Here is a 21,132-nt window from a genome sequence, read left to right on the forward strand (position 1 = left end):
CACTGACGGCGTGACGCAGCCTCCGACGTACCCGACGCCGCCGGCCGGTGGGCACCCGCCCGCCGCCGGCGGCTTCGCGCCGCCCGCCGGTCCCGCCCACCAGGGGTACGCGGTGCCGCCGCAGCACGTCCCGCCCGGTCAGTTCCCGCCGCCCGGCTGGACCCCGCCGCCCCCGGGCTGGGCCGGCCCGCCCCGCCCGGCCCCGGCGCTCGGCCCGGGCGGGCAGCCGCTCGCCAGCTTCGGTGACCGGCTGCTCGCCGCGCTGATCGACGGCGCGCTGAGCGGGGCCGTGGTGATGGTCCTCCTCATGCCGCCGATGCTGATCCTGTTCCTGAACATGACGAGCGACCTGTCCCGGACCAACCCGGACGGCACCCTCGGGCCGACGCCCGACGCGTTCCTCACGGAGTTCCTGCTGCCGCTGTTCCTGCTTCAACTGGGCCTGATGGTGGTGATGTTCGGCCTCTACTGGCTCTACCACGTCGAATACATGAAGCGCACCGGGCAGACCTTCGGCAAGAAGGTGATGAAGCTGCGCATCGTGCCGCTCGACCCGGCCGCCACCCTCGACCGGCGGATGGCCGGCAAGCGGTACGCCGTGCAGTACCTGGCCGCCGGCTTCCTGCCCGGCCTCAGCTACCTCGACGGGCTGTGGCAGTTGTGGGACAAGCCCTGGCAGCAGTGCCTCCACGACAAGTTCGCCGGCACCGTCGTCGTTAAGGTGTCTGCGTGAGCGAGCGCAGCGAGGCCAGGCCATGAGCGTCGAACCGGGCTGGTACGTCGACCCGGCAGACCCGGACACCCGGCGCTACTGGGACGGCGGGGGCTGGATCGGCGCGCCGATCCCCGTCGACGCCACCCCGCCCGAGGGCCCGCCGCCGGCCGAACCGCCCCCCGCGCCCGCTCCGACGCCGCCCGTGGCCCCGGTCTCCGCGCCGGGCGCCCCCACGGGCGGGCCGCCCCTGCCGGGGCAGCCGCATCCGGGCCAGCCCTACCCCTGGCAGCCGCCGCAGGGGCACGGCCACCCGCAGGCCCCGCCGCCCGGCTGGCCGCCCGGTGGCGGACCCCCGCCCGGTTGGCCGCCCGGCGGCTGGCCCGGACGGCCGCCGGAGCCCCGCCCGCACGGGCTGCCCCTGGCCGGGTTCGGCGCCCGGCTGGTCGCCCGGCTGATCGACTTCGCGATCGTCTTCGCGCTGAACGCCGTAGTGAACGGCTGGTTCGTCTGGCGGCTGGTCGAGGAGGTCACGCCGTACTGGCGGGAGGTGTTCCGGCGGGCGATGGCCGGCGACAGCTCCACCGACGGCCTGCCGCAGCCCAGCGAACAGGCCGGCGGCCTCCAGGTCGTGATCCTGCTGATCGCCACCGCGCTCTGGCTCGCGTACGAGGTGCCGACGATGTCCTCGGGCGGGCAGACGTTCGGCAAACGGCTGGTGGGCGTCAAGGTGGTGCCGATGAGCGCGAACGAGCCGCTCGGCTTCGGCCGGGCGCTGCGCCGCTGGAACACCCTCGGCCTGCCCACCCTGCTCTGGTACTGCTGCGGCCTCGGCCTGCTGCTCCAGCTCGTCGACGCGCTCTCCCCGCTCTTCGACCACCCGATGCGTCAGGCGTTGCACGACAAGCGGGCGCAAACCGTGGTGGTCCAGCTCCCCCGCCGCGACCGCACCACCGGGGGCGGGCGCACCGCCACCGACGAGCGCGCCGCCACCGACGAGGACACCGCCCCGGACGACCGCACCCCCGACGACCGCACCCACCCCTCGGGAGACACCCCATGACCGACCCCGGACGACACCAGCCGGCGCTGCGGCTGACCCGCGCCGACCTGAACGCGCTGCCCAACTACGTACCCGGCCGCAGCGCTGCCGACCTGGCCCGCGAGCTCGGCCTCCCCGAGGCGATCAAGCTGGCCAGCAACGAGGTGCCGTACGGGCCGCTGCCCGGCGTCGTGGAGGCCGTCGCCGAGGCCGTCACCGGGGTGCACCGCTACCCGGACATGGGCGTGCTCGCGCTGCGCCAGGCGCTGTCCGAGCGGTACGGCGTGGACATCGACCGGATCGCCACCGGCTGCGGGTCGGTGGCGCTGGCCGAGCACCTCGTCCGGGCCACCTGCCTGCCCGGTGACGAGTTCCTCTACGCGTGGCGCTCCTTCGAGGCGTACCCGATCATCGCGGCGACCAGCGGCGCGACCAGCGTGCGGGTGCCCAACGACGCCGGGCACGGGCACGACCTGGCGGCGATGGCGGCGGCGGTGACCGACCGGACCCGGCTGATCGTGGTCTGCAACCCGAACAACCCCACCGGCACCTCGGTACGCCGGGCGGAGCTGGACCGGTTCCTCGACGCGGTCGGCGAGGACGTGCTCGTCGTGATCGACGAGGCGTACCGCGAGTTCGTCACCGACCCGGAGGTGCCGGACGGCCTCACCTACCTCGACCGGCCGAACGTGGTCGTGCTGCGGACGCTCTCCAAGGCCTGGGGCCTGGCCGGCCTGCGGATCGGCTTCCTGGTCGCCCAGCCGGCGGTGGCAGCGGCCGTGCGCAAGGTCGTGACGCCGTTCTCCAGCAGCATGGCCGCGCAGGCGGGCGCGCTCGCCGCGCTGGCCCAGGAGGACGAGGTACGGCGGCGCTGCGCCCTCGTGGTGGCCGAGCGCGACCGCGTGACGGAGGCCCTGCGCAAGCTGGTCGGCGACGTGCCGGACAGCCAGGCCAACTTCGTCTGGCTGCCGCTGGGCGACCGGGCGGTGGACTTCGCCAAGGCGTGCGAGGCGCGGGGCGTGATCGTCCGGCCGTTCGCGGGCGACGGGGTCCGGGTGACCATCGGTACGCCGGCCGAGAACGACGCCTTCCTGGCCGCGGCGGAGGCCGCGCTGGCCTGAGGCGGGTGCCGGTCCGGTCCGCCATCCCCTCGCGGACCGGACCGGCTGCTCAGGCGGCCGCCACCGGCTGCCGGACCCGGATCCGGCGCCGGTACGCGTACACCGCGAACAACACCAGGACCAGCCCCGAGGTGGCCAGCCCGCCGGTGAGCACCTGGCCGGAGCGGTCGACGGCGGTGGTGGCCGCCACCGGTACGGGCCCGAAGCTGACCCGGCCGGTGGCGGAGCGCTTCGTCCAGCCGCTGGCCAGGTCGAGCTTCGCCGCCCACGGCCCGTCCGGCAGCCGGCGGTCCAGGGCGACGCGTACGGTGGTCGTGCCGTCCAGCGCGAGCGTGCCCGCCTCCACCTTCACCGGCCCGGCCGACAGCCCGCCCGGCCCCTCGGTGAGCCGCAGGTCGCCGGCCAGGTCGAGCGCCCGCCTGCCGGTGTTGCGCACCTCGGCGGTGAGCACGGGGGTGCCGTCCTTCTCCCGCTTGCCGGTGAGCGGGCCGATCTCGAAGCCGGAGGGCGGCTCGCCACCGGGCCCGACGGAGAGGTAGACCCGGACGCCGGCCCGGCCGACGTTGCGTACGGTCTGCCCGTCGTCGGCACCGGCGACCTCGGCCCATACGACGGCGTACCGCTCGCCGGCCTCGGCGGCGCGTGGCACCTCGATGGTCACCAGAACCTCGGTCTCCTCGCCCGGTTCCAGGTCCAGTTCCGGGCGGCTGACCGTGATCCAGCTGCTCAGCTCGTTCTCGGTGCGGCCGGGCGCGAAGACGAAGCCCTCGCCGGTGACGTCCGCAGCGGCGGCGTAGACCGCGACGGGGCGACGATCCTCGGACTGGTTCTTGACCATGATCCGCCGCTCGATGGTCGTGCCCGGGCGCAGGTGGTCGACGACGTACCTGTGCGCCCGGGTGTCGTCGCGGCGGTTCACCGGGGCGTCGAGCAGCCTGATCCCGACAGCGGACGCCGGCCCGACCGGACTCGGGCTGGGCGACGGTTCGCGTGGGCCGTCCCGGCCGGGCGGCTTGACGGCCGGTTGGTCCGTGTCGGGCAGGTCCGGCGCCTGCGCCATCGGGTCGGAGCGGACGGACGGCCCCGACCCGTACGGGGCGGCCAGCGCCGGCGCCCCGACCGTGACGAGGAGGGTCAGGGCCAGGGCGACGACGCGGGCCGGGTCACGCCACCGAATGGGTCACCGTCGCACTGTAGGTGCCGCTCACCGCCGTTGCCGGGACGTTGATGCGGATGGTCGGGTTCCAGGTGGCGGAGTTGTTGCCGCTGCCGGAGGTCTTCGAGAAGGCCACCCGGGGCGAGGAGAGGGTGACGGCGTCCGCCTCGGTCGGCTGTCCGGGGACGAAGACGCCGGTGCCGGTGGTGGCGGTCGCGGGGCCGGACCAGTACTCGACCAGGCTGGGGGTGATGGTCTCCTCGGGGCTGCCGGCGCCGCTGACGAACTCCGTCACGCTCACCGTGGCGACCCAGGTGGCGTTGAGCGCCGCGCGCTGGTCAACGACCTGCACCGGGCCGATCTGGCCCTGGATGGTGGTGTCGGCGAAGGTGGAGCCGAGGTTCACCCCGGGCGGAGCGAAGACGTCCAGGTTCGCGGCCCCCACCGTGAAGGTGACGATGGTGTCGTCGGTGGGCGAGGCCGCTGCGGGCGAGCCCAGGGCCACCACGGCGGCCGCGGCGGCGGTCAGGGCAAGAAGTGGCTTTCTCATACGGCCCACGCTAGATACCCGACCTCGACCATAACGCCCTCTTTCGGACAAATCACCCATCAGGCAACGGAATGGATGATGGCGCCCCGATACGTGCCCGCCACGATGTCCGCCGGGATGGCGATCCGGATCGTCGGCACCCAGACCACCGCGTTGTTGCCGTTGCCGGCGGTCTTGCGGAACGCCTCGCGCGCGGTCCCCAGGGACACCGCCTGCGCCGAGGTGGACTGCCCGGGCACCAGGGTGCCGCCGCCCGTGCTGCGCACCGCCTGCCCGGACCAGTACGAGACCCGGCCGTTGGCGATCGTCCGCTGCGGGCCGCCCGCCCCGGCGACGAAGGCGGTCGCGGAGACGGTGGCGACCCAGGTGTTGGGGTTGACCGACCCCCGCGAGTCGCGCACCTCGACCGCACCCAGCTGCGCGGTCAGGGAGCCGCCGACGAAACCGGCACCGAGGTTCGCCGTGGCGGGCACGGCGATGTCCACCCCCACGGTCCGGGCGAGCCGGACCGTCCGGCCGGACGGCGCGGCGTCGGCCGGCGAGGCGGTGACGAGGATCAGGATCGCGCCCAACAGGGCTGCCAGTAGACGCACAGTGGGACTATAAATAACTTATGTCCGTTTTGCGAGTAGCCTGGCCACCCCCGCGTTTCATGTCGCGGCGAGGATGATCGGCTCCGAGGTCAGGTAGTAGCGCTGGTCGTCACCGGTCGGGTCGACGGGCTTGCGAAGCCGCTCCACGGCCACGAACCCGTCGGCCGCGTACGCCGCGCCGGGCGCCCAGCCGATGCCGTCCGAGCCCGCGTTGAGCGCGAAGAAGGACCGCTGCGCCCCCGTCGCCGGGTCCAGCGTCACCAGGTCGTTCGTCTCCGTCAGCAGGTGCACGCGGTCGGGCTGCACGGCGAGCAGCCGCACCGGCGGCAGGCCGACCCGGCGCCACAGTTCCGCGCCCGTACGCGCCGACCGGCCGACCGGCACCCCGTCGACGACGGCCACGGCCGTGCCGCCGACGAGTTCGGCGTCCGGCCGGTCCAGGGCCGGGGCCGCGACCGGCGCACCGGCACCGAGCAGCCAGCCCCGCCCCGGCTCGTCGCCCGGCCCGGCCGTCCGCAGCCCGGCGCACCCCGTCCGGCCGGTGCCGCAGCCCACCAGGGTCGCCACCAGCTCGTCGCCGGCGTCCGGCGGGCGCCAGCGCAGGCCCACCGCCCCGGTCACGGCGTCGCGGAACTCCACCACCGCCGGGCCCGCGCAGGAGTCGACGATCATCACCTGTCCCGACCCGGTCGTGCCGAGCGCGTCCCGGCACCCGGCGAACGCGTCGGCGTCCCCCGGCGGCACCGTGACCGTGCGGTGGGACTGCCACAGTTCGCGGCCGTCGGCCAGATCCACGGCACTCATCCGCTCCGCCCCGGCCGCCACCACCGCCTGCCGACCGTCGGCCCCCCGGGCCACGAGGAGCCCCCGGGGATCCCAGACCGTCGCCGCGCCGGTGCGCCGGACCGTCCGCTCCCCGGCCGGCGCGGGCCCGTCCGCCCGCCAGGCGACCCGGCCCGTCCGCGCGTCGAGCGCCACCAGCCGCCCGTCGGACCAGCGGGTGACCACCGTCGTCCCGCTCGCCACGACCCCGTCGAGCGTCGCCGGCCAGCGGCGGTACGACCAGTACGGGGTCGTCCGGTACCGCCAGTCGGCCGGCCGGTCGGCGTAGACCTGGCGGTGGGCCGCGTAGACCCGTAGCCGTCCGTCCACGAGGAGCGGGGCGACGGGGAGCCGGCCGACCACGCCCACGGTGGGAGACGCGGCCGGCGGATACCCGGCCCGGGCGGGCGTGACGACCTCGGCGGGGGCGAGCACCCGGTAGACCGTCGCCGCGACGGCGACGGTGGCGAGCAGCGCCGCGACCGCCACCGCGATCCGCCGCCGGCCGTTCGGGAACCCCATGCCGCACCTCCGTCCGGCACCCTACCCAGCGGGGCCGGTCAGGGCCCGGTCAGGTCGCCGGCGGGCGGGTGCTCCGGCGGTGACCGTCGGCGTACGCGCGGCGCGGCCGGCGCCCGCCGCCGCGCACCGGTGCCCCGACGTGCGACTCAGGCCGCCTCGGTCGCGCCGGTGGCCGCCGCGGCGGCCAGGTCGGCGACGTCCTGCCGCAGCGCGCGTTCGACCGCCCGGGCCGCCAGCCCGCCGAGCAGCAGGGCCACCACCCGACCGTACGGGGCGGTCGGCACCGCCTCCTGCTCGACGGTGACGGCGGTGCAGCCCCGGCGCCGCCGCTCGACCGGGCGCAGCGTCCAGGTGATCCGGTAGTCAACGCCGGCGCCCCGCGAGCCGAGCACCAGCCGTCGGGGCGGCTCGGCCTCGATGACGACGAACTCCTCGAGCAGCGCGGTGCCGTCGGGCTGGGAACGGGTCTCCCGCCACGCGGTGCCCGGGCCGAACGGGCCGGGAGTGAGCACCTCCACCGGGCCGGTGAAGCGCCGGGTGCGGGCGGTCAGGTCGGTCAGCAGCCGCCAGAGGTCGACGTCGTGCGCCTCCACGAACTCCGTGACCGCGACCGTCGACATGCCACCTCCCGTGGCCTCGACGGTACGCCGGGTGAGCGGGGATCGGGGCCCCGGAGCGGAATTTTCACACCGCCGGGAGCCCCGATCGTGGGCGACGCGTCAGCGATCGAACCGGCCGGCCCGGATCGCGCCGACGAACGCCGTCCACCCCGGCGGGCTGACGGCCAGCGTGGGGCCCGCCTGGTCCTTGGAGTCACGTACGCCCACCACGCCGAGGGCGTCGACCAGGTTGTCCGCCACCTCCACGCAGAGACCCTGGTCGTTGGAGCGGCTGCTGGTGCGCCAGACCGCGCCCGGGAGATCGTTCATCGTCGTCACCTTCCTGTCGTCGGTGCGCCAACCGGCGGCCGGGACCGGGACCGGAAGGGGGCGTCCGGGCCGGCCCCGGCGCGGCATGGCGACGGAATCCGCGACGATCAACGCGGAAGACGCGGTCCCCGGTCGCACACTTGGTGCGACCGGGGACCGGCGATGATCGGAAGGCGGGTCAGCGGGCGGCGACGACCTTCCCGGTCACCTCGCCCAGGGCGATGGTGGTGCCGTCCGGGCCGGGCGCGGTGGCGGTGATCGTGACGGTGTCGCCGTCCTCCAGGAAGGTGCGCGTCCCGCCGTCGGCGAACTTCACCGGCTCGGTCCCGCCCCAGGTGAGTTCCAGAAACGAGCCGACCTGGCCCCGTTCGGGCCCGGAGACGGTGCCCGAGGCGTAGAGGTCGCCGGTGCGCAGTGAGGCGCCGTTCACGGTGAGGTGGGCCAGCTGCTGGGCCGGCGTCCAGTACATGGTGGCGAACGGCGGCTCGCTGACCTGCTCCCCGTTCCACTGCACCGACAGGCGCAGGTCCAGCCCGAGGTGCGGCACGTCGCGCAGGTAGTCGGCGACCGGCGGGTCCTGCTCGGGGGCGGGGACGAAGGCGTCGCCCAGCGCGTCCAGCGGGGTCACCCAGGCCGAGACCGAGGTGGCGAAGGACTTGCCCAGGAACGGGCCGAGGGGCTGGTACTCCCAGGCCTGGATGTCGCGGGCCGACCAGTCGTTGACCAGCACGACGCCGAAGACGTGGTCGGCGAAGTCGTCGGCCGGGACCCGGTCGCCCAGCGGGCTGGGCACGCCGACCACGAAGCCGACCTCGGCCTCGATGTCGAGGCGTACGGACGGGCCGGTGACCGGCCCCTGCGGGGTGGCCCGCTGCCCGCTCGGCCGCACCACGGGGGTGCCGGAGACGACGACCGTGCCGGCCCGGCCGTGGTAGCCGATCGGCAGGTGCTTCCAGTTGGGCAGCAGGGGCGGCTGGCCGGGGCGGAAGATCTGGCCCACGTTGGACGCGTGGTGCTCGGAGGAGTAGAAGTCGACGTAGTCGGCGACCTCGAACGGCAGCTGCATCCGCGCCTCGGCCAGCGGCACGAGCAGCGGCTCCACCGCCGCCCGGTGTGCGGCGTCGGTGAGCAGCTCGGTCACCCGCTGCCGGACAGCCGTCCACTGTGGGCGTCCGAGCGCCATGAAGTCGTTGAGGGTGGGCCGCCCCAGCGCCCCGGCGGCCAGCACCAGACCAGCCTCCTCCGCGCCGGCCAGGTCGAGCACGAAGTCGCCGATGCGTACGCCGACGCGCGGCGCGCCCTCCGCCCGGCGGAACACCCCGTACGGCAGGTTGGCCACCCCGTACGGCGAACCGTCGGCACCCGTCACCCACGTCATGCGTCGAAGCCCCCGTTCACCAGCCCCAGCCGGATCAGATCGGTCAGTGGTTCCAGGATGCTGCACGAGCCGAAGCCGATCCACAGCGGGCGCGGTTCGGCGAGTCCCGCCTCGGCGTACTGCACCAGCGGGCGCGGGTCGGCCGCGGTGAGCAGATCGGCGACCCGGGCCACCGGGGCGCCCCCGGCGGCGGCCAGCGTCGCCGCCAGCACGTTGACGAAGCCGTGGTGGGTGAACCCGGTCTCCGGGTCGAGGTGCCGCACCGCCTGGTGCAGCCCGGCGGTCAGCTTGAACGGCAGGTCCCGGTCCCGGCAGGCGCAGATCACGGCGGCCAACTCCGCCGGGGTGGGGAACAGCTCGGCGGCCAGCCCGCCGGTGCGGAACTTCGCGGCGACCGGCACGCCGTCGGCGCGGGCGGCGGCGAGTGCGTCCAGCGCCCCCATCAGCCCGAACGTGAGCGGCAGCTCGGCGTAGACGGCGTCGAGGGAGGCCGGGCCGGCGCCGGCACGGCGGGTCAGGGCCACGAGCTCGGTCAGGCCGGGCAGCGGGTCCTCGCCGCGCCTGGCGACCGCCGCCTCCACCTGGCGTACACGGACGCGCGGGTCGGCCGTGGCGCGCACCTCGTCGAGTTGGTCGAGCGGCACGTCGCCGATCACCCCGACGGCGATCCGCTCGTCGGCGCCGAGCAGGCCCGTCAGCTCGGGCAGCCTGGTGGCCGGCACCAGGAGCGGGCCGACCAGGTCCGCGTACCAGGCGCTGCGGTGCCGCCGGTGCGCGGCGACGGCGTCGGGCAGCGGCGCGCTGCCGGGCGGGAAGACGGCGGCGTCGTCGACGAGGCCGTCGAGAAGCGCGGGCACCTGCGTTGACACGAGACAAGAATGTACGGGACGCTACAAGGAACGGACAACAGCGTCCGATTATCGGACGCCGTTGGATCGGTGAACGGGACGAACCGGGAGGCGAGATGCCGTACTACCGCAGCGTCGGCGAGGTGCCGCGCAAGCGCCACACCCAGTTCCGCCAGCCCGACGGCAGCCTCTACGCCGAGGAGCTGATGGGCCAGGAGGGCTTCTCCTCCGACTCGTCCCTGCTCTACCACCGGCACGCGCCGACCGCGATCGTGGCGGCCGAGGAGTTCACCCCGCCGGCGTTCACCCGGGTGCCGAACCTGCCGCTCAAGCCCCGGCACCTGCGCACCCACAAGCTCGACGGCGCCGGCGCCGACCCCGTGCTCGGCCGGCAGTACCTGCTCGCCAACGACGACGTGCGGATCGCGTACGTGCTGGCGGACCGGCCGTCCCCGCTGTTCCGCGACGCCACCGGTGACCACTGCCTGTACGTGGAGTCGGGCACCCTGCGCGTCGAGTCCACGTTCGGCGTGCTCGACGCGGTGCCCGGCGACTACGTCGTCATCCCCACCTCGACCATCCACCGGCTGGTGCCCACCGGCGACGCGCCGACCCGGCTGCTCGCCGTCGAGGCGGCGGGGCACATCGGTCCGCCCAAGCGCTACCTCTCGGTGCGGGGTCAGTTCCTGGAGCACTCGCCCTACTGCGAGCGCGACGTCCGGGGGCCGGACGCGCCGCTGCTGGTCGACGGCGAGGACGTGGAGGTGCTGGTCCGGCACCGACGCGGCTGGACCCGCTACGTCTACGCCAACCACCCGTTCGACGTCGTCGGCTGGGACGGCCACATGTACCCGTGGGCGTTCTCCATCCACGACTTCGAGCCGATCACGGGCCGGATCCACCAGCCGCCGCCGGTGCACCAGACCTTCCAGGGCCCCAACTTCGTGATCTGCTCGTTCGTGCCCCGCAAGGTCGACTACCACCCGGACGCGATCCCGGTGCCGTACAACCACCACAACGTCGACTCCGACGAGATGCTCTTCTACATGGGCGGCAACTACGAGGCCCGGCGCGGCTCCGGCATCGAGCAGGGCTCGATCTCGCTGCACCCGTCCGGCTTCACCCACGGCCCGCAGCCGGGCGCCGCCGAGCGCTCGATCGGCGCCGACTTCTTCGACGAGTTGGCCGTCATGGTCGACACCTTCCGGCCGCTGGACCTCTGCGACGCCGCCACCGCGTGCGAGGACGACGGCTACGCCTGGACCTGGGCCCGCCGCCCCTAGCGCGTCGACCGGTCGAGCTTGCCGAGGGCTGGCGTGGCAGCTCCGTTCGCGGCGGGAAAGGGCTGCCCGTGCCGATGACGGCGCACGGCCGGAACGATCGACGCCCGGCCGCGCCCGTCGAGGTCTACAGGGTCGACACGGCCCCGTGGGCAAGCATCAGCATCACCGCCAACTTCACCGCGACCTTGTGGGCGTCAGCGCGCTTCTTCTCGCTGCGGGAAGCCACGGCGAAGCCGACAGCCACGACGAACGGCATCCCTACGAGCAGCAGGTAGGCCGCCCCTACGCCTGCCGCAATCCGGTCCTGCACGAGTGCTCCTCTCCACGGTGAGGCGTCCGCCCCATGTGCGGACGATGAACGCGGGACGCGGTATCTCCGTTCGGACGATGTGTGCGAGCGGTGCGGGCGGGCGTTCGGTCCAGGACTTCGGGTAGGCCACCTGTACCCGACCCGGACAGCGCCCCGTCCGGCGCTCGACCTGGTGCCTGTGGTGGAACGTCGATCGGGTGACAGTCGCCTAGGCCGTCGTACGGGACAGCACGGCGAGTTCGGCGGCGGTCGCGGCGAGGATGGCGAGCACCAGCGGCCACGGGGTGCCGACCAGGGCGTAGAGCAGGATCAGCGCCGGGGCGGTCGCCGCCGCGTAGACGGCCAGCGCCAGGACGCGGTCGGAGCGCAGCAGGCTCGGCAGGATGGTGCGGGCCAGGCCGGGCAGCCGGGCGGCGAAGCGCCAGACCACCAGGGCCCCGCCGAGCGCCGCGAACGCCGCCGCGACCCGGGACAGCCCGGCGCTGCCCGGCGCCATGCAGGCGATCAGCACGGCGGTGATCATCGTCCAGCCCGCGCCGTAGACCACGAGCTGGCGCAGGCCGACCGAGATGGTCCGGCCGGAGTCGACCCGGCCGGGGCTCATCGCGGCGGCCTCGGCCAGGTGTTCCAGCGCCTCGCTCCAGCGCCGCTGCTCCAGCCGCAGCACCCCGATGTCGTGGCGGGCCTCGGCGAGCTGCGGGTCCAGCCGCAGCGCCTCGCGGTAGGCCCGCTCGGCCAGGTCGTACAGCTGCATGTTGGCGGCGACCAACCCCAGGACCAGGTGCGCCTCGGGCTCCTCGGGGGTCAGCTCGACCCCGCGCCAGGCCGCGTTCAGCGCCGGCTGCCCGTTGCGGGAGCCGGCCAGGATCGCCGCGGCGCTGCGCTGGGCGTACGCGTCGTCGGGTCCGAGCGCCAGGATCCGGTCGGCGGTGCGGGCCGCCTCGGCGTACTGCTCCAGGTCGCCGAGTGCGAGGGCGCGGGCGACCAGCGCCGGCACGGCGTCCGGAGCGGCGGCGACCGCGGCGTCGGCGGCGGTGAGCGCCTCCGTCGGCCGGCCGGCCGCCAGGTGCACCCGGGACAGCATGGTCAGCGCCCCGGCGCTGGCCGGGTCCAGCGCGACGGCGTACGCCAGCTCGCCCGCGGCCTCGTCGTAGCGCCCGAGTTCGGCGAGGAGCTTGGCGCGCTGGACGTAGCCGTCGAAGGCGGAGCGGTCGGAGGTGGCGTCGCTGGACATCGCGGCGAGCCTAGGCGGCCGGAGCCTCGTACACCAGGGCCACCGCGATGCCGGTGAGGCCCTCGCCGCGCCCGGGGAAGCCGAGGCCGTCGGTGGTCGCCGCGGAGACGGTCACCGGCGCGCCGACCGCCTCGGAGAGCACCCGCTGGGCCTCCTCACGGCGCGGGCCGATCTTGGGCCGGTTGCCGATCACCTGCACGGAGACGTTGCCGATCGCGAAGCCGGCGGCCCGCACCCGGCGAGCGCTCTCGGTGAGCAGGGCGACGCCCGACGCGCCGGCCCACTCGGGCTGGCCCACGCCGAAGTTGGCGCCGAGGTCCCCGAGGCCCGCCGCCGAGAGCAGCGCGTTGCAGGCGGCGTGCGCGGCCACGTCGGCGTCCGAGTGCCCGGCCAGGCCGTCCTGGTCGGGCCAGTGCAGGCCGGCCACCCAGCACGGCCGGCCCGCCTCGAAGGCGTGCACGTCGGTGCCGATGGCCACCCGGGGAACGATCATGCGAAGAGGGTACGCGTCACGCGCCGGTGGCGAGCAGGTGCTCGGCCAACGCCAGGTCGAACGGGCGGGTGACCTTCAGCGCGTACTCCGAGCCGGGGACGCAGGACACCGGGACGCCCTGCTTCTCGACCAGGCCCGCGTCGTCGGTGAGCGGGTCGCCGGCGGCGGCGTGCGCGGCCGTCAGCACGGCCCGGCGGAAGCCCTGCGGGGTCTGCACCGCCCGCAGGGCGGAACGGTCGACGGTGCCGAGGACGACCTCGTCGGCGCCGACCTCCTTGATCGTGTCGACCACGGGCAGCACCGGGATCACCGCGTCGTGACCGGCCCGGACGGCCGCCGCGACGGACTCCACCAGGTCGGGCGGGGTCAGCGCCCGGGCGGCGTCGTGGACGAGGACGATCTGCGGGCCGGCGGGCACCGCCGCGAGGGCGGCGGCCACCGACGCCTGCCGCTCGGCGCCGCCGGGCACCACGGTCACCGGGGCGACCGGGGCGAGCAGGTCCCGCACCGCCTCGACCTCGGCGGCCGGGGCCGCCACGACGATGGTGTGCACCGACGGCGCGGCGGCGAGCCGGCGGACGGCGTGCACCAGCAGGGGCTCCCCGCCGAGCAGGCGCAGGGCCTTGGGGCGGCCGGGGCCGAGCCGTACGCCGGCACCGGCCGCAGGCACGAGGACCGCGACGTCACCGCACGGATTGAGCTGCGCGGTCACGTCGCGGTCCTCGGTGGTTTGTTCGCTACGAATCGGGTACGACGATGCTGTGGGGACTAGGCCTCGGTGAGGACCTTGTCGAGCAGCGTCTCCGCCTCGTCCTTGGTGCTCTTCTCAGCCAGCGCGACCTCACCGACCAGAATGTCGCGGGCCTTCGCCAGCATGCGCTTCTCACCCGCGGAGAGACCCCGCTCCCGCTCCCGGCGCCACAGGTCGCGCACGACCTCGGCGACCTTCAGCGGGTTACCGGAGGCCAGCTTCTCCAGATTCGCCTTGTAACGCCGCGACCAGTTGGTCGGCTCCTCGGTGTGCGGTGCACGGAGCACGTCGAAGACCTTGCCGAGGCCCTCTTCGCCGACCACCTCGCGCACACCCACGATCTCGGCGTTCTCGGCGGGCACCCGGACCGTCAGGTCACCCTGTGCGACCCTCAGGACGAGGTATTGCTTAGGCTCGCCCTTGATGACCCGAGTCTCGATTGCCTCGATGAGTGCGGCCCCGTGGTGGGGGTAAACAACGGTCTCGCCGACACTGAAAACCATAGGTTCGAAACCCCTTTCGCTGTGTCTAGGGTAACACGCTCAGGCACCGATGTCTCACCGCTGTCCTGACCGTTGGCGCAGCTCAGGGGCCCTGTGAGAGGTATTTCTTCAGCTTGACAGGCCGCCAAACCGGTGGTTTGACCACGCTCCGTAACGCTTGGATGACGTCCCGGTACGAGTGACGCGAACGTCGAGATCAAGGGCTATGCGCTCCTCCCATGGTAGCCCGCCGGCCCGGTACGCGCCCAGGTGTAGCGGCAGCCGGCCCCGTGCGGGACGCTGGAGGCCGAGCCGCTGTCCGCTCGCCGAGACGTCCCTGGGGGTGCGATGGGCAAGCCCGACGCAGACGGCCCCGGACTGCCCGACCTGCCACCCGAGTGGGGCCGGGTGGTCGTACCCGACGACGCCTCCGCCCTGGCCACCGAGGCCGAGCAGATCCGCCACGAGCTGCGCCGTACGCCCCGTCGCACCGTCGCGGCCCGGTCCCCGTACGCCCTGCCCCTGCTGGTGCTGATCGTGGCGGTGCTGACCACCCTCGCGGGCCTCGCGGCGGTCACCTGGCCCCGCACCGGCCGCTCCACCCCGCAGCCCACCCCCGCCCCGCACGCGCCGCCCGCCGGGCTGGCCGGCCGGCCGCTGCCCGCGCTGGACCTGGTCGACGCGGGGCAGTCACCGGTGCCCCTGCGCGCGCTGGTACCGGCGATGATCATCCTGGTCGACGGCTGCCCCTGCCCGCAGGAGGTGGCCACCGCCGCCGCCCTGGCACCGCCCGGCGTGACGGTGGTCACCGTCGCCGGCGCCCGGCCCGTACGCGCCGGAGCGACCGTACGACCGCTCGCCGACCCGGCCGGCGGGCTGCGCGCGTTCCTGCACCTGCCCGCCCGCCCCGGCGCCGCCACCGCGCTGCTGGTGGACCGCTCCGGCGTCCTCGTCAGCGTGGTGCCGGAGATCCGCTCCGCCGAGGACTACCGCGCCGACCTGACCCGCCTCGCCGCCTGAGCCACACCGTGGACCGCGCGGCGGACCCGCGCCCTGGACCGCGTGGTGGAGGCGGCGGACCCCGGCAGGAGCGGATCAGGGCAGGGCGACCAGTTGCGCCTCGACGCGGAGCGGCTCGGCATTGGCGCTCGACAGTGAGACCTGGAACGGCCCGCCCCTGCCGGTGACCTCCGTCGACGTCATCGAACCGTCGCAGGCGCTGGTGATCGGGTCCGCCGCCCAGGCCCCCTCGACCACGATCAGCAGCTCGCCGGGGCCCACGCAGCGGTACTGGAGCAGGTGCCGGGCCCCGCCCTCGGCGGAGGCCTGCTTGACGAGGCCCTCCCCCGGGCTGAGCAGGGCCCGGGCGGTCCAGAGCGTGCCGGGGAAGCTGTCCAGCCCGCTGCGCCGCCCGCCGCCCTCCTGGCGCCAGCCGTCCCCGGCGCGGCGCGGCTCCGGGTCGGCGACGTCCACCCGCACCCTCGCCCCGCTGCGCGGGTCGGTCCGGAACGCGGCACCGTTGCGCGGGTCGGCCCGGAAGGCGGCACCGTTGCGCGGATCCACCCAGACGCTGACCGGCCCGTCGGATCCCCGCGGCACCGTGAACCGGACCGAGGCGTCCGGGGGCACGCCGAGCAGGGCCCGGTCCGCCGGCGCGAGGACGCTCGACGCGGCCGGTACGGGATCGGTGCGGGGCGCCTCGGCCTGCCACCACCAGCCGCCACCGACCAGCGCGGCCAGCCCCGCCACGGCCAGTACGGCGCCGTGCAGCCGGTCGTCGGTGGCAGCCGGAGTCGCCCGCTCACCGGGATCCGGTCCGGATTCCGGCCGGTCTGCCACGTCGGCGTCCATTACCAGAGGGTAACCGCAGCGGGCGACCGGTTCACTCCTGTCGTTCGAGCAGCGCGGCGTAGAGCGTCAGGCCGGGGCCGAACGCCAGCATCACCACCCGTCGTGGCGGCGACGCGGCCCGGCGCAGCCGGTCGAGGATCAGCAGCACCGTCGGCGACGAGCAGTTGCCGTGCTCGTCCAGCGTCGCCCTGGAGGCCGCCAGCCCCTCCGGCGGCAGAGCCAGTTCCCGCTCGACCACGTTCAGGATGCGCGGACCGCCCGGGTGCGCCGCCCAGCCGTCCACCTCGGACAGCGTCGTGCCGTGCCGGGCCAGCAGCCCGTCGACCAGGCCGCGTACGTGCGTGGAGAGCACCTGCGGCACCTTCGGCGACAGCCCCATCCGGAAACCGGTGTCGGTGACGTCCCAGGTCATGTGGTCGGCCGTCGAGGTGTCCGTGACGGAGGTGACCTCGCGCAGCGCGTACCCCCGGCCGCCGGGGACGACCACGGCGGCGACGGCGGCGTCCGAGAAGAGCGCGTGGGAGACGATCTGCTGGGTGTCGACCCGGGCGCTGGAGGGCTGGATGTGCAGGCTGGTCAGCTCCGCGCAGAGCAGCAGCGCCGGCCGGCCCCGGGCGGTGACGAAGTCGCTTGCCGCGCCCAGCCCCGGCAGGGCCGCGTAGCAGCCCATGTGCCCGACGAACATGCGCTGCGTGTCCGGGGCCATGCCCAGGTCCCGGGCGAGCAGGATGTCCAGCCCTGGGGTGGCGTACCCGGTGCACGAGCAGACGACGAAGAGCCCGACGTCGCCGGCGGACAGACCGGCGGCGGTCAGCGCCCGACCCACCGCCTCCTTGCCCAGCGGCAGCGCCTCGACCAGGTAGCGGCGCATCCGCCGCTCCGTCGGCCAGTCGGAGACGTCCTCCAGCAACGGGTTCACGGCCGCCTGGCGGCGGGTGACCCCCGAGTGCGCGAAGATCCGCTGTGCCAGCGCCCGCGTGCTGCCGGAGAAGTGCTTCGAGAAGAAGCCCTCCCACAGGTCGTCCTGCGCGGCCGACGGCGGGTGTGCCGTCCCCAGCCCCGCGATCACCGGTACGGCCACCATGCCCACCTCTCGTCCGGCCTTGCGCACCGGGCGGCCGAGCCCGCCCCTGGACGGGCCCCCCGTACCGTGCGCCCGCGCGTCCGCCACCCCGGCGGACCCCCCACGCTCACCAACGAGGAACCGTCGTGTCGCGGTCCGGGTCGCCGCCCAGCGCGGCGATGCCGAGCCAGTCCGCGCAGACGTCCGACGTCGCCGGGTGCAGCGATCCGCAGCGGGCGTCCCGGTACAGCCGCTCCAGCGGATGCCCCCGCCGGGTGGCCGACGTGCCGGCCGCCTCCAGCATGGACGCCGCCACGTCGGCGGCGGTGGTGCCGGCGAGCAGCTTCGCCCGCCAGACCCAGCGGTTCGTCTCCGCGTCGCCCGGGGCCTCGTCGACCCGGCGGGCCGCCTCGGCGACCACCAGTTGGGCCGCCGCCACGGCCGCGTCGGCCCGGCCGAGGCGGGACCGGACCGCCGGCAGTCCGGCGAGGTTGCGGGCGTTCAGGTGCTCGGCCGCCGCGTCGACCGCCGCCCGGGCGACCCCGACGTAGACGGCGGCGTAGCTGGCCACCAGCCAGTGCGGCATGAGCTGGGCGACCACCAGGGCCAGCCCCTCCACGCCGCCGAGCAGCCGGTCGGCCGGCACCGTCACGTCCAGGTGCAGGTCGTGCGAGGAGGTCGCGCGCATGCCGAGCGAGTCCCAGGTCGGCTCGACGGTCAGCCCGTCGCCCGCCGGCACCAAAAACTGCGACACCACCGACGGGTCGGCGGCGCTGCGGGCGGCCACCAGGTAGCCGTCCGCGTGCCCCGCCCCGGAACAGAACGTCTTGCTGCCCTTGAGGTGCCAACCACCGTCGGCCGGCTCGTAGACGGTGCTGAGCTGGGACAGCCGGGCGCCGGCGCCGCGCTCGCTCATCGCCACCGCGTACCAGGCGCCCTGGGCGGCGGCGGCGAGCAGCCGGTCCCGGGCGGCCAGCGCCTCGTCCGGCACCCCGAGCGCCTCGGCCAGTTCCTCGGTGACCGCGCCGAGCGCGCCGGTGACCGAGGCGTGCATGTTGAAGACCAGGGCCGTCGCGCCGTTGCCCCGGGCCAGCTCGGTGGCGACGGCGGCGTACTCGGCGAAGGTGGCGCCCATCCCGCCGAGCGCGGTGGGGACCATCAGGCCGAAGAGCCCGGCCTCGCGCAGATCCCGGAAGTCCTCGGACGGGAACGAGCCGTCCCGGTCGTGCTCCGCCGCCCGGGCGGCAAGCCTCGGTGCCAGGCGGCGAGCCGCCTGGAGCGCGTGCTGCGTCATACAGCCCCCTTCTCGGCCCTCTCCCTACCCAGGGACGGGCTCCGCTATCCGCTCCGCGTGCCACGCCCCTGGTAGAGCACGGCCGTCGACCAGGTCGGCACGATCCGCGGTGTGGGGCCGGCGGCCGTCGCGTCCGGACGGTCGCCCGGCGTCGCGTCCGGACGGCCGGCGGCGCGCATCCGGCGAGCCAACCAGCCGAGCAGGCCGGGCAGCCCCGGCCGGATGCCCCGCAGCCGCAGGTCGACCCCGTGCCGGGCACACTCGGCCACCAGCGCCCGGGCGTCCACGAACAACCGTGGATCGTGGATGCCCCTCGGCACCGTCGGCAGCCGCTCGGCGATCCGCACGGCGAGCAGGCGGCTCAGCGCCGTGTCGTTCAACGTGTCCAGGACCAGCAGGCCACCGGGCCGCAACAGCCGGCACGCCTCGGCCACCGCGCGCCGCCAGTCCGGCACATGCTCCAGCAACTCGCCCGCCGCGACCACGTCGGCGCAGCCGTCCACCAGCGGTACGGCGGTGACGTCGCCGTTGACGGCGGTCACCCCGTGCGCGGCAGCCTGTTCCAGGGCGGAGCGGGTGAGGTCGACGCCCACGTGCCGGTAGCCCTTGCCCGCCAGGTGCGGGGCGAGCAGCCCGGCGCCGCAGCCGAGGTCGACCAGGAGTGCGCCGGGGCGGGACGCCGGCGGCACGAGCGCCGCGCGGGCCTCGGCCAGCCAGTGCAGCATCGCAAACGCGCCGTCGGGCCGCCACCACTCGCCGGCCAGGTCGTCGTACTGGCGCGGATCGTTGCGTGGCAGGGTACGGCCCGCGTCTGGCATGGACCGAGCGTGGCACGACTGCCCGGTAACGACCAGACTTTCCTCATGTCGCCAACGGTGCTAGGGCTGGTCAGGGCGAGTCACCCGGAGCCGGCCGCCGCGGTCACCACGGTGGCCGGGCTGCTGGCGTGGGGCGTCGGGCACCGGCCCGTCGGGATCCTCGCCGTGGTGCTCACCGTGGCGGCCAGCCAGCTCGCCGTCGGCTGGGCCAACGACGCGCTCGACGCCGACCGGGACGCCACGGTGGGGCGTACCGACAAGCCGGTGGCCGCCGGCGCGGTCGGCCGGCGCGCGACGGCCCTGGCCGCCGCGGTGGCCGCGCTCGCCACCCCGGCGCTGGCCCTGGCCACGGGGCCGACCGCCGCCCTCTGCGCCACCCTCGGGCTGGTCTCCGCGCTGCTCTACGACTGGCCGCTGAAGTCGACCCCCGTCTCGGTGCTGCCCTACGCGGTGTCCTTCGGCTCGCTGCCGGCCTTCGTCGTGCTGGCACTGCCCGGGGCGGTCCTCCCCCCGGTCTGGCTCGTCGCCGCCGCGGCCTGCCTGGGCGCCGGGGCGCACTTCGCCAACGTGCTGCCCGACCTGGCCGACGACGCCCGGACGGGGGTGCGCGGGCTGCCGCACCGGCTGGGTCCGGCCGGCAGCCGGGCGGCCGCCGCGCTGCTGCTGCTCGCGGCGACCGCCACGCTGGTCCTCGGCCCGCCCGGGCCGCCGTCGGGGGTCGGCGTCGCGGCGGTCGCGGCCGCCGTCGTGGTGCCGCCGCTGAGCTGGTACGGCGGGCTCGCGACCGCCCGTTCCGGGGGCCGGCAGGTGGCCGCCTTCCGGGCCGTGATGCTGGTCGCCCTCATCGACGTCGTCCTGCTGGTCACGAGCGGCCGACTGGTGTGAGGCGCACCCCCTCGGGTGGCATCTCCGGGTCGGCGTGCGGCGGTCGATCAGGCCCAACTACCCTGGAGCGCGGTCTGCGCGGGCATGGCCACCATGCCCGGCGTGAGCACCGGGTGGGATCGTGACGAGGAGGACCGACGTGACGCGCTCGATCAGGGGTTCCCGGCGGGCGGCCCTGCTGCTGTCCGGGATGGCGGCGGCGACCGGGCTGCTGCTGTCCGGCTGCGGCGCCGGCCAGGTCTCCGAGACCGCCAACAAGGAGCCGTCGGTCCAGGGCGTCAACCTGTCGGCCGGCAACGGCGAGTACGCGGTCCGTGGCCTGCTGGTCGACTTCCCCGGCACCGAGGGCTACCAGGCGGGCGCCAACGCCGTCCTGAACGCCGTCATCTACAACGACTCGCGCAACCCGGTCACCGTGACCGTGACCACCGACAGCGCCCGCGAGGTGGTGATCACCGGCACCGGTGCGGCCGCCAGCCCGTCGGCGTCCCCGAGCGGGTCGCCGTCGCCGAGCGCCCCCGAGAGCCCCGGCGCCTCCGAGAGCCCCTCGGGCTCGCCCGCCCCGGGCACCTCGGAGAGCCCCTCGGGCTCCGCCAGCCCCGGCGCCCCGGAGAGCCCGTCGGCCCCGGAGAGCCCCGCCGCGCCGGCCGGCGAGCCGGCCCGGATCGAGATCCCGCCGCTGAGCTACGTGCAGCTCAACACCGAGGCCGACCGGGTGCTCCGGCTCATCGGCCTGAACGAGTCGCTGCGCTCCGGCCAGAACGTCTTCGTGACCTTCGACTTCGGCAACGGCGTCACCGTCACCAGCCCGGCGCCCGTCGCCGTACCGCTCACCCCGGCCGCGCCCCCGTCGCCGATCATCGAGCGCGAGGGCGGCTACGAGGGCCAGGAGGACGGCGGGCACTGACCCCGCCCCCGACGACCGACGACACCGTCGGCGTGGTGACCGCCACGCCGACGGTGTCTTCGTCGTACCCGGGGACTAACGTCCCAAT

General features: G+C 75.2%; 24 protein-coding genes. 7 read left to right on the forward strand and 17 right to left on the reverse strand.

Annotated features, from left to right (window positions below):
- Positions 1-10 precede the first annotated feature (10 nt).
- Genes ACTMS2_RS17060 through hisC form a run of 3 tightly spaced genes read left to right on the forward strand, consistent with a single transcriptional unit; the run spans position 11 to position 2,875 of the window.
- On the forward strand, positions 11-733 hold the full coding sequence (locus ACTMS2_RS17060; RefSeq protein WP_441176235.1) for an RDD family protein: 723 nt from the start codon (positions 11-13) through the stop codon (positions 731-733).
- Between the two features lie 22 nt (positions 734-755).
- Positions 756-1,775 (forward strand): RDD family protein, encoded by a 1,020-nt coding sequence (locus ACTMS2_RS17065; protein WP_441176236.1) that lies wholly within the window; start codon positions 756-758, stop codon positions 1,773-1,775.
- Positions 1,772-2,875 (forward strand): histidinol-phosphate transaminase, encoded by a 1,104-nt coding sequence (gene hisC, locus ACTMS2_RS17070; RefSeq protein WP_441176237.1) that lies wholly within the window; start codon positions 1,772-1,774, stop codon positions 2,873-2,875. The genes ACTMS2_RS17065 and hisC overlap by 4 nt, the downstream gene beginning before the upstream one ends.
- Before the next feature lie 49 nt (positions 2,876-2,924).
- Here hisC and ACTMS2_RS17075 read toward each other — a convergent pair whose 3' ends face one another.
- The 8 genes from ACTMS2_RS17075 to ACTMS2_RS17110 form a co-directional block, all read right to left on the reverse strand.
- Entirely contained in the window at positions 2,925-3,935 is a 1,011-nt protein-coding gene (locus ACTMS2_RS17075) for a hypothetical protein (protein WP_441176238.1), read from the reverse strand.
- Positions 3,936-4,038: 103 nt separating this feature from the next.
- Positions 4,039-4,581: a hypothetical protein gene (locus tag ACTMS2_RS17080; RefSeq protein ID WP_441176239.1), complete on the reverse strand. Its 543-nt coding sequence runs from the start codon at positions 4,579-4,581 to the stop codon at positions 4,039-4,041.
- Positions 4,582-4,640: 59 nt separating this feature from the next.
- The gene (locus tag ACTMS2_RS17085) at positions 4,641-5,174 is read right to left on the reverse strand and encodes a hypothetical protein (RefSeq protein WP_441176240.1); all 534 of its coding nucleotides are present in this window, start codon (positions 5,172-5,174) and stop codon (positions 4,641-4,643) included.
- 57 nt (positions 5,175-5,231) lie between these two features.
- The gene (locus tag ACTMS2_RS17090) at positions 5,232-6,518 is read right to left on the reverse strand and encodes an outer membrane protein assembly factor BamB family protein (RefSeq protein WP_441176241.1); all 1,287 of its coding nucleotides are present in this window, start codon (positions 6,516-6,518) and stop codon (positions 5,232-5,234) included.
- 146 nt (positions 6,519-6,664) lie between these two features.
- Positions 6,665-7,138, reverse strand: a complete 474-nt coding sequence (locus ACTMS2_RS17095) for an SRPBCC family protein (protein WP_441176242.1) — start codon at positions 7,136-7,138, stop codon at positions 6,665-6,667.
- A gap of 99 nt (positions 7,139-7,237) precedes the next feature.
- Positions 7,238-7,447 (reverse strand): DUF397 domain-containing protein, encoded by a 210-nt coding sequence (locus ACTMS2_RS17100; RefSeq protein WP_441176243.1) that lies wholly within the window; start codon positions 7,445-7,447, stop codon positions 7,238-7,240.
- A gap of 178 nt (positions 7,448-7,625) precedes the next feature.
- Positions 7,626-8,825 carry a fumarylacetoacetase gene (fahA, locus tag ACTMS2_RS17105; protein ID WP_441176244.1) on the reverse strand — a complete coding sequence of 400 codons (1,200 nt, stop codon included), beginning with the start codon at positions 8,823-8,825 and terminating at the stop codon, positions 7,626-7,628.
- Positions 8,822-9,694 carry a hypothetical protein gene (locus ACTMS2_RS17110; protein WP_441176245.1) on the reverse strand — a complete coding sequence of 291 codons (873 nt, stop codon included), beginning with the start codon at positions 9,692-9,694 and terminating at the stop codon, positions 8,822-8,824. The genes fahA and ACTMS2_RS17110 overlap by 4 nt, the downstream gene beginning before the upstream one ends.
- Positions 9,695-9,789: 95 nt before the next feature.
- On the opposite strand from ACTMS2_RS17110, the gene ACTMS2_RS17115 reads away from it, so the two are divergent.
- Positions 9,790-10,956 carry a homogentisate 1,2-dioxygenase gene (locus ACTMS2_RS17115; RefSeq protein WP_441176246.1) on the forward strand — a complete coding sequence of 389 codons (1,167 nt, stop codon included), beginning with the start codon at positions 9,790-9,792 and terminating at the stop codon, positions 10,954-10,956.
- Positions 10,957-11,080: 124 nt separating this feature from the next.
- On the opposite strand, the gene ACTMS2_RS17120 is transcribed toward ACTMS2_RS17115, so the two are convergent.
- The 5 genes from ACTMS2_RS17120 to ACTMS2_RS17140 all read right to left on the reverse strand — a co-directional run bounded on the left by ACTMS2_RS17120 (position 11,081) and on the right by ACTMS2_RS17140 (position 14,247).
- The gene (locus ACTMS2_RS17120) at positions 11,081-11,266 is read right to left on the reverse strand and encodes a hypothetical protein (protein ID WP_441176247.1); all 186 of its coding nucleotides are present in this window, start codon (positions 11,264-11,266) and stop codon (positions 11,081-11,083) included.
- A 208-nt stretch (positions 11,267-11,474) separates the two neighbouring features.
- Entirely contained in the window at positions 11,475-12,500 is a 1,026-nt protein-coding gene (locus tag ACTMS2_RS17125; RefSeq protein WP_441176248.1) for a tetratricopeptide repeat protein, read from the reverse strand.
- 10 nt (positions 12,501-12,510) lie between these two features.
- Complete coding sequence (gene ispF / locus ACTMS2_RS17130) at positions 12,511-12,993, reverse strand: 2-C-methyl-D-erythritol 2,4-cyclodiphosphate synthase (RefSeq protein WP_091101607.1); 483 nt, start codon at positions 12,991-12,993, stop codon at positions 12,511-12,513.
- Positions 12,994-13,009: 16 nt separating this feature from the next.
- Positions 13,010-13,705 carry a 2-C-methyl-D-erythritol 4-phosphate cytidylyltransferase gene (gene ispD / locus ACTMS2_RS17135; protein WP_441176249.1) on the reverse strand — a complete coding sequence of 232 codons (696 nt, stop codon included), beginning with the start codon at positions 13,703-13,705 and terminating at the stop codon, positions 13,010-13,012.
- Positions 13,706-13,761: 56 nt separating this feature from the next.
- On the reverse strand, positions 13,762-14,247 hold the full coding sequence (locus ACTMS2_RS17140; RefSeq protein WP_007073334.1) for a CarD family transcriptional regulator: 486 nt from the start codon (positions 14,245-14,247) through the stop codon (positions 13,762-13,764).
- A 327-nt stretch (positions 14,248-14,574) separates the two neighbouring features.
- Here ACTMS2_RS17140 and ACTMS2_RS17145 point away from each other — a divergent pair, with 327 nt between their 5' ends.
- The gene (locus ACTMS2_RS17145) at positions 14,575-15,246 is read left to right on the forward strand and encodes a hypothetical protein (RefSeq protein ID WP_441176250.1); all 672 of its coding nucleotides are present in this window, start codon (positions 14,575-14,577) and stop codon (positions 15,244-15,246) included.
- 75 nt (positions 15,247-15,321) lie between these two features.
- On the opposite strand, the gene ACTMS2_RS17150 is transcribed toward ACTMS2_RS17145, so the two are convergent.
- From ACTMS2_RS17150 to ACTMS2_RS17165, 4 genes are all read right to left on the reverse strand, one after another.
- Positions 15,322-16,077: a hypothetical protein gene (locus ACTMS2_RS17150; protein ID WP_441176251.1), complete on the reverse strand. Its 756-nt coding sequence runs from the start codon at positions 16,075-16,077 to the stop codon at positions 15,322-15,324.
- Positions 16,078-16,108: 31 nt separating this feature from the next.
- Entirely contained in the window at positions 16,109-17,167 is a 1,059-nt protein-coding gene (locus tag ACTMS2_RS17155; RefSeq protein WP_101413030.1) for a type III polyketide synthase, read from the reverse strand.
- A gap of 100 nt (positions 17,168-17,267) precedes the next feature.
- Positions 17,268-18,434 carry an acyl-CoA dehydrogenase family protein gene (locus ACTMS2_RS17160; protein ID WP_363896156.1) on the reverse strand — a complete coding sequence of 389 codons (1,167 nt, stop codon included), beginning with the start codon at positions 18,432-18,434 and terminating at the stop codon, positions 17,268-17,270.
- Between the two features lie 44 nt (positions 18,435-18,478).
- Positions 18,479-19,252 carry a methyltransferase domain-containing protein gene (locus ACTMS2_RS17165; RefSeq protein ID WP_441176252.1) on the reverse strand — a complete coding sequence of 258 codons (774 nt, stop codon included), beginning with the start codon at positions 19,250-19,252 and terminating at the stop codon, positions 18,479-18,481.
- A 45-nt stretch (positions 19,253-19,297) separates the two neighbouring features.
- On the opposite strand from ACTMS2_RS17165, the gene ACTMS2_RS17170 reads away from it, so the two are divergent.
- Complete coding sequence (locus ACTMS2_RS17170; protein ID WP_441176253.1) at positions 19,298-20,137, forward strand: UbiA family prenyltransferase; 840 nt, start codon at positions 19,298-19,300, stop codon at positions 20,135-20,137.
- Between the two features lie 139 nt (positions 20,138-20,276).
- Positions 20,277-21,044, forward strand: a complete 768-nt coding sequence (locus ACTMS2_RS17175) for a hypothetical protein (RefSeq protein WP_363896147.1) — start codon at positions 20,277-20,279, stop codon at positions 21,042-21,044.
- Positions 21,045-21,132: the final 88 nt, after the last annotated feature.

Origin of the sequence: Micromonospora sp. SD12, from assembly GCF_052068495.1 — a bacterium.
Taxonomy (GTDB): domain Bacteria; phylum Actinomycetota; class Actinomycetes; order Mycobacteriales; family Micromonosporaceae; genus Micromonospora; species Micromonospora echinofusca.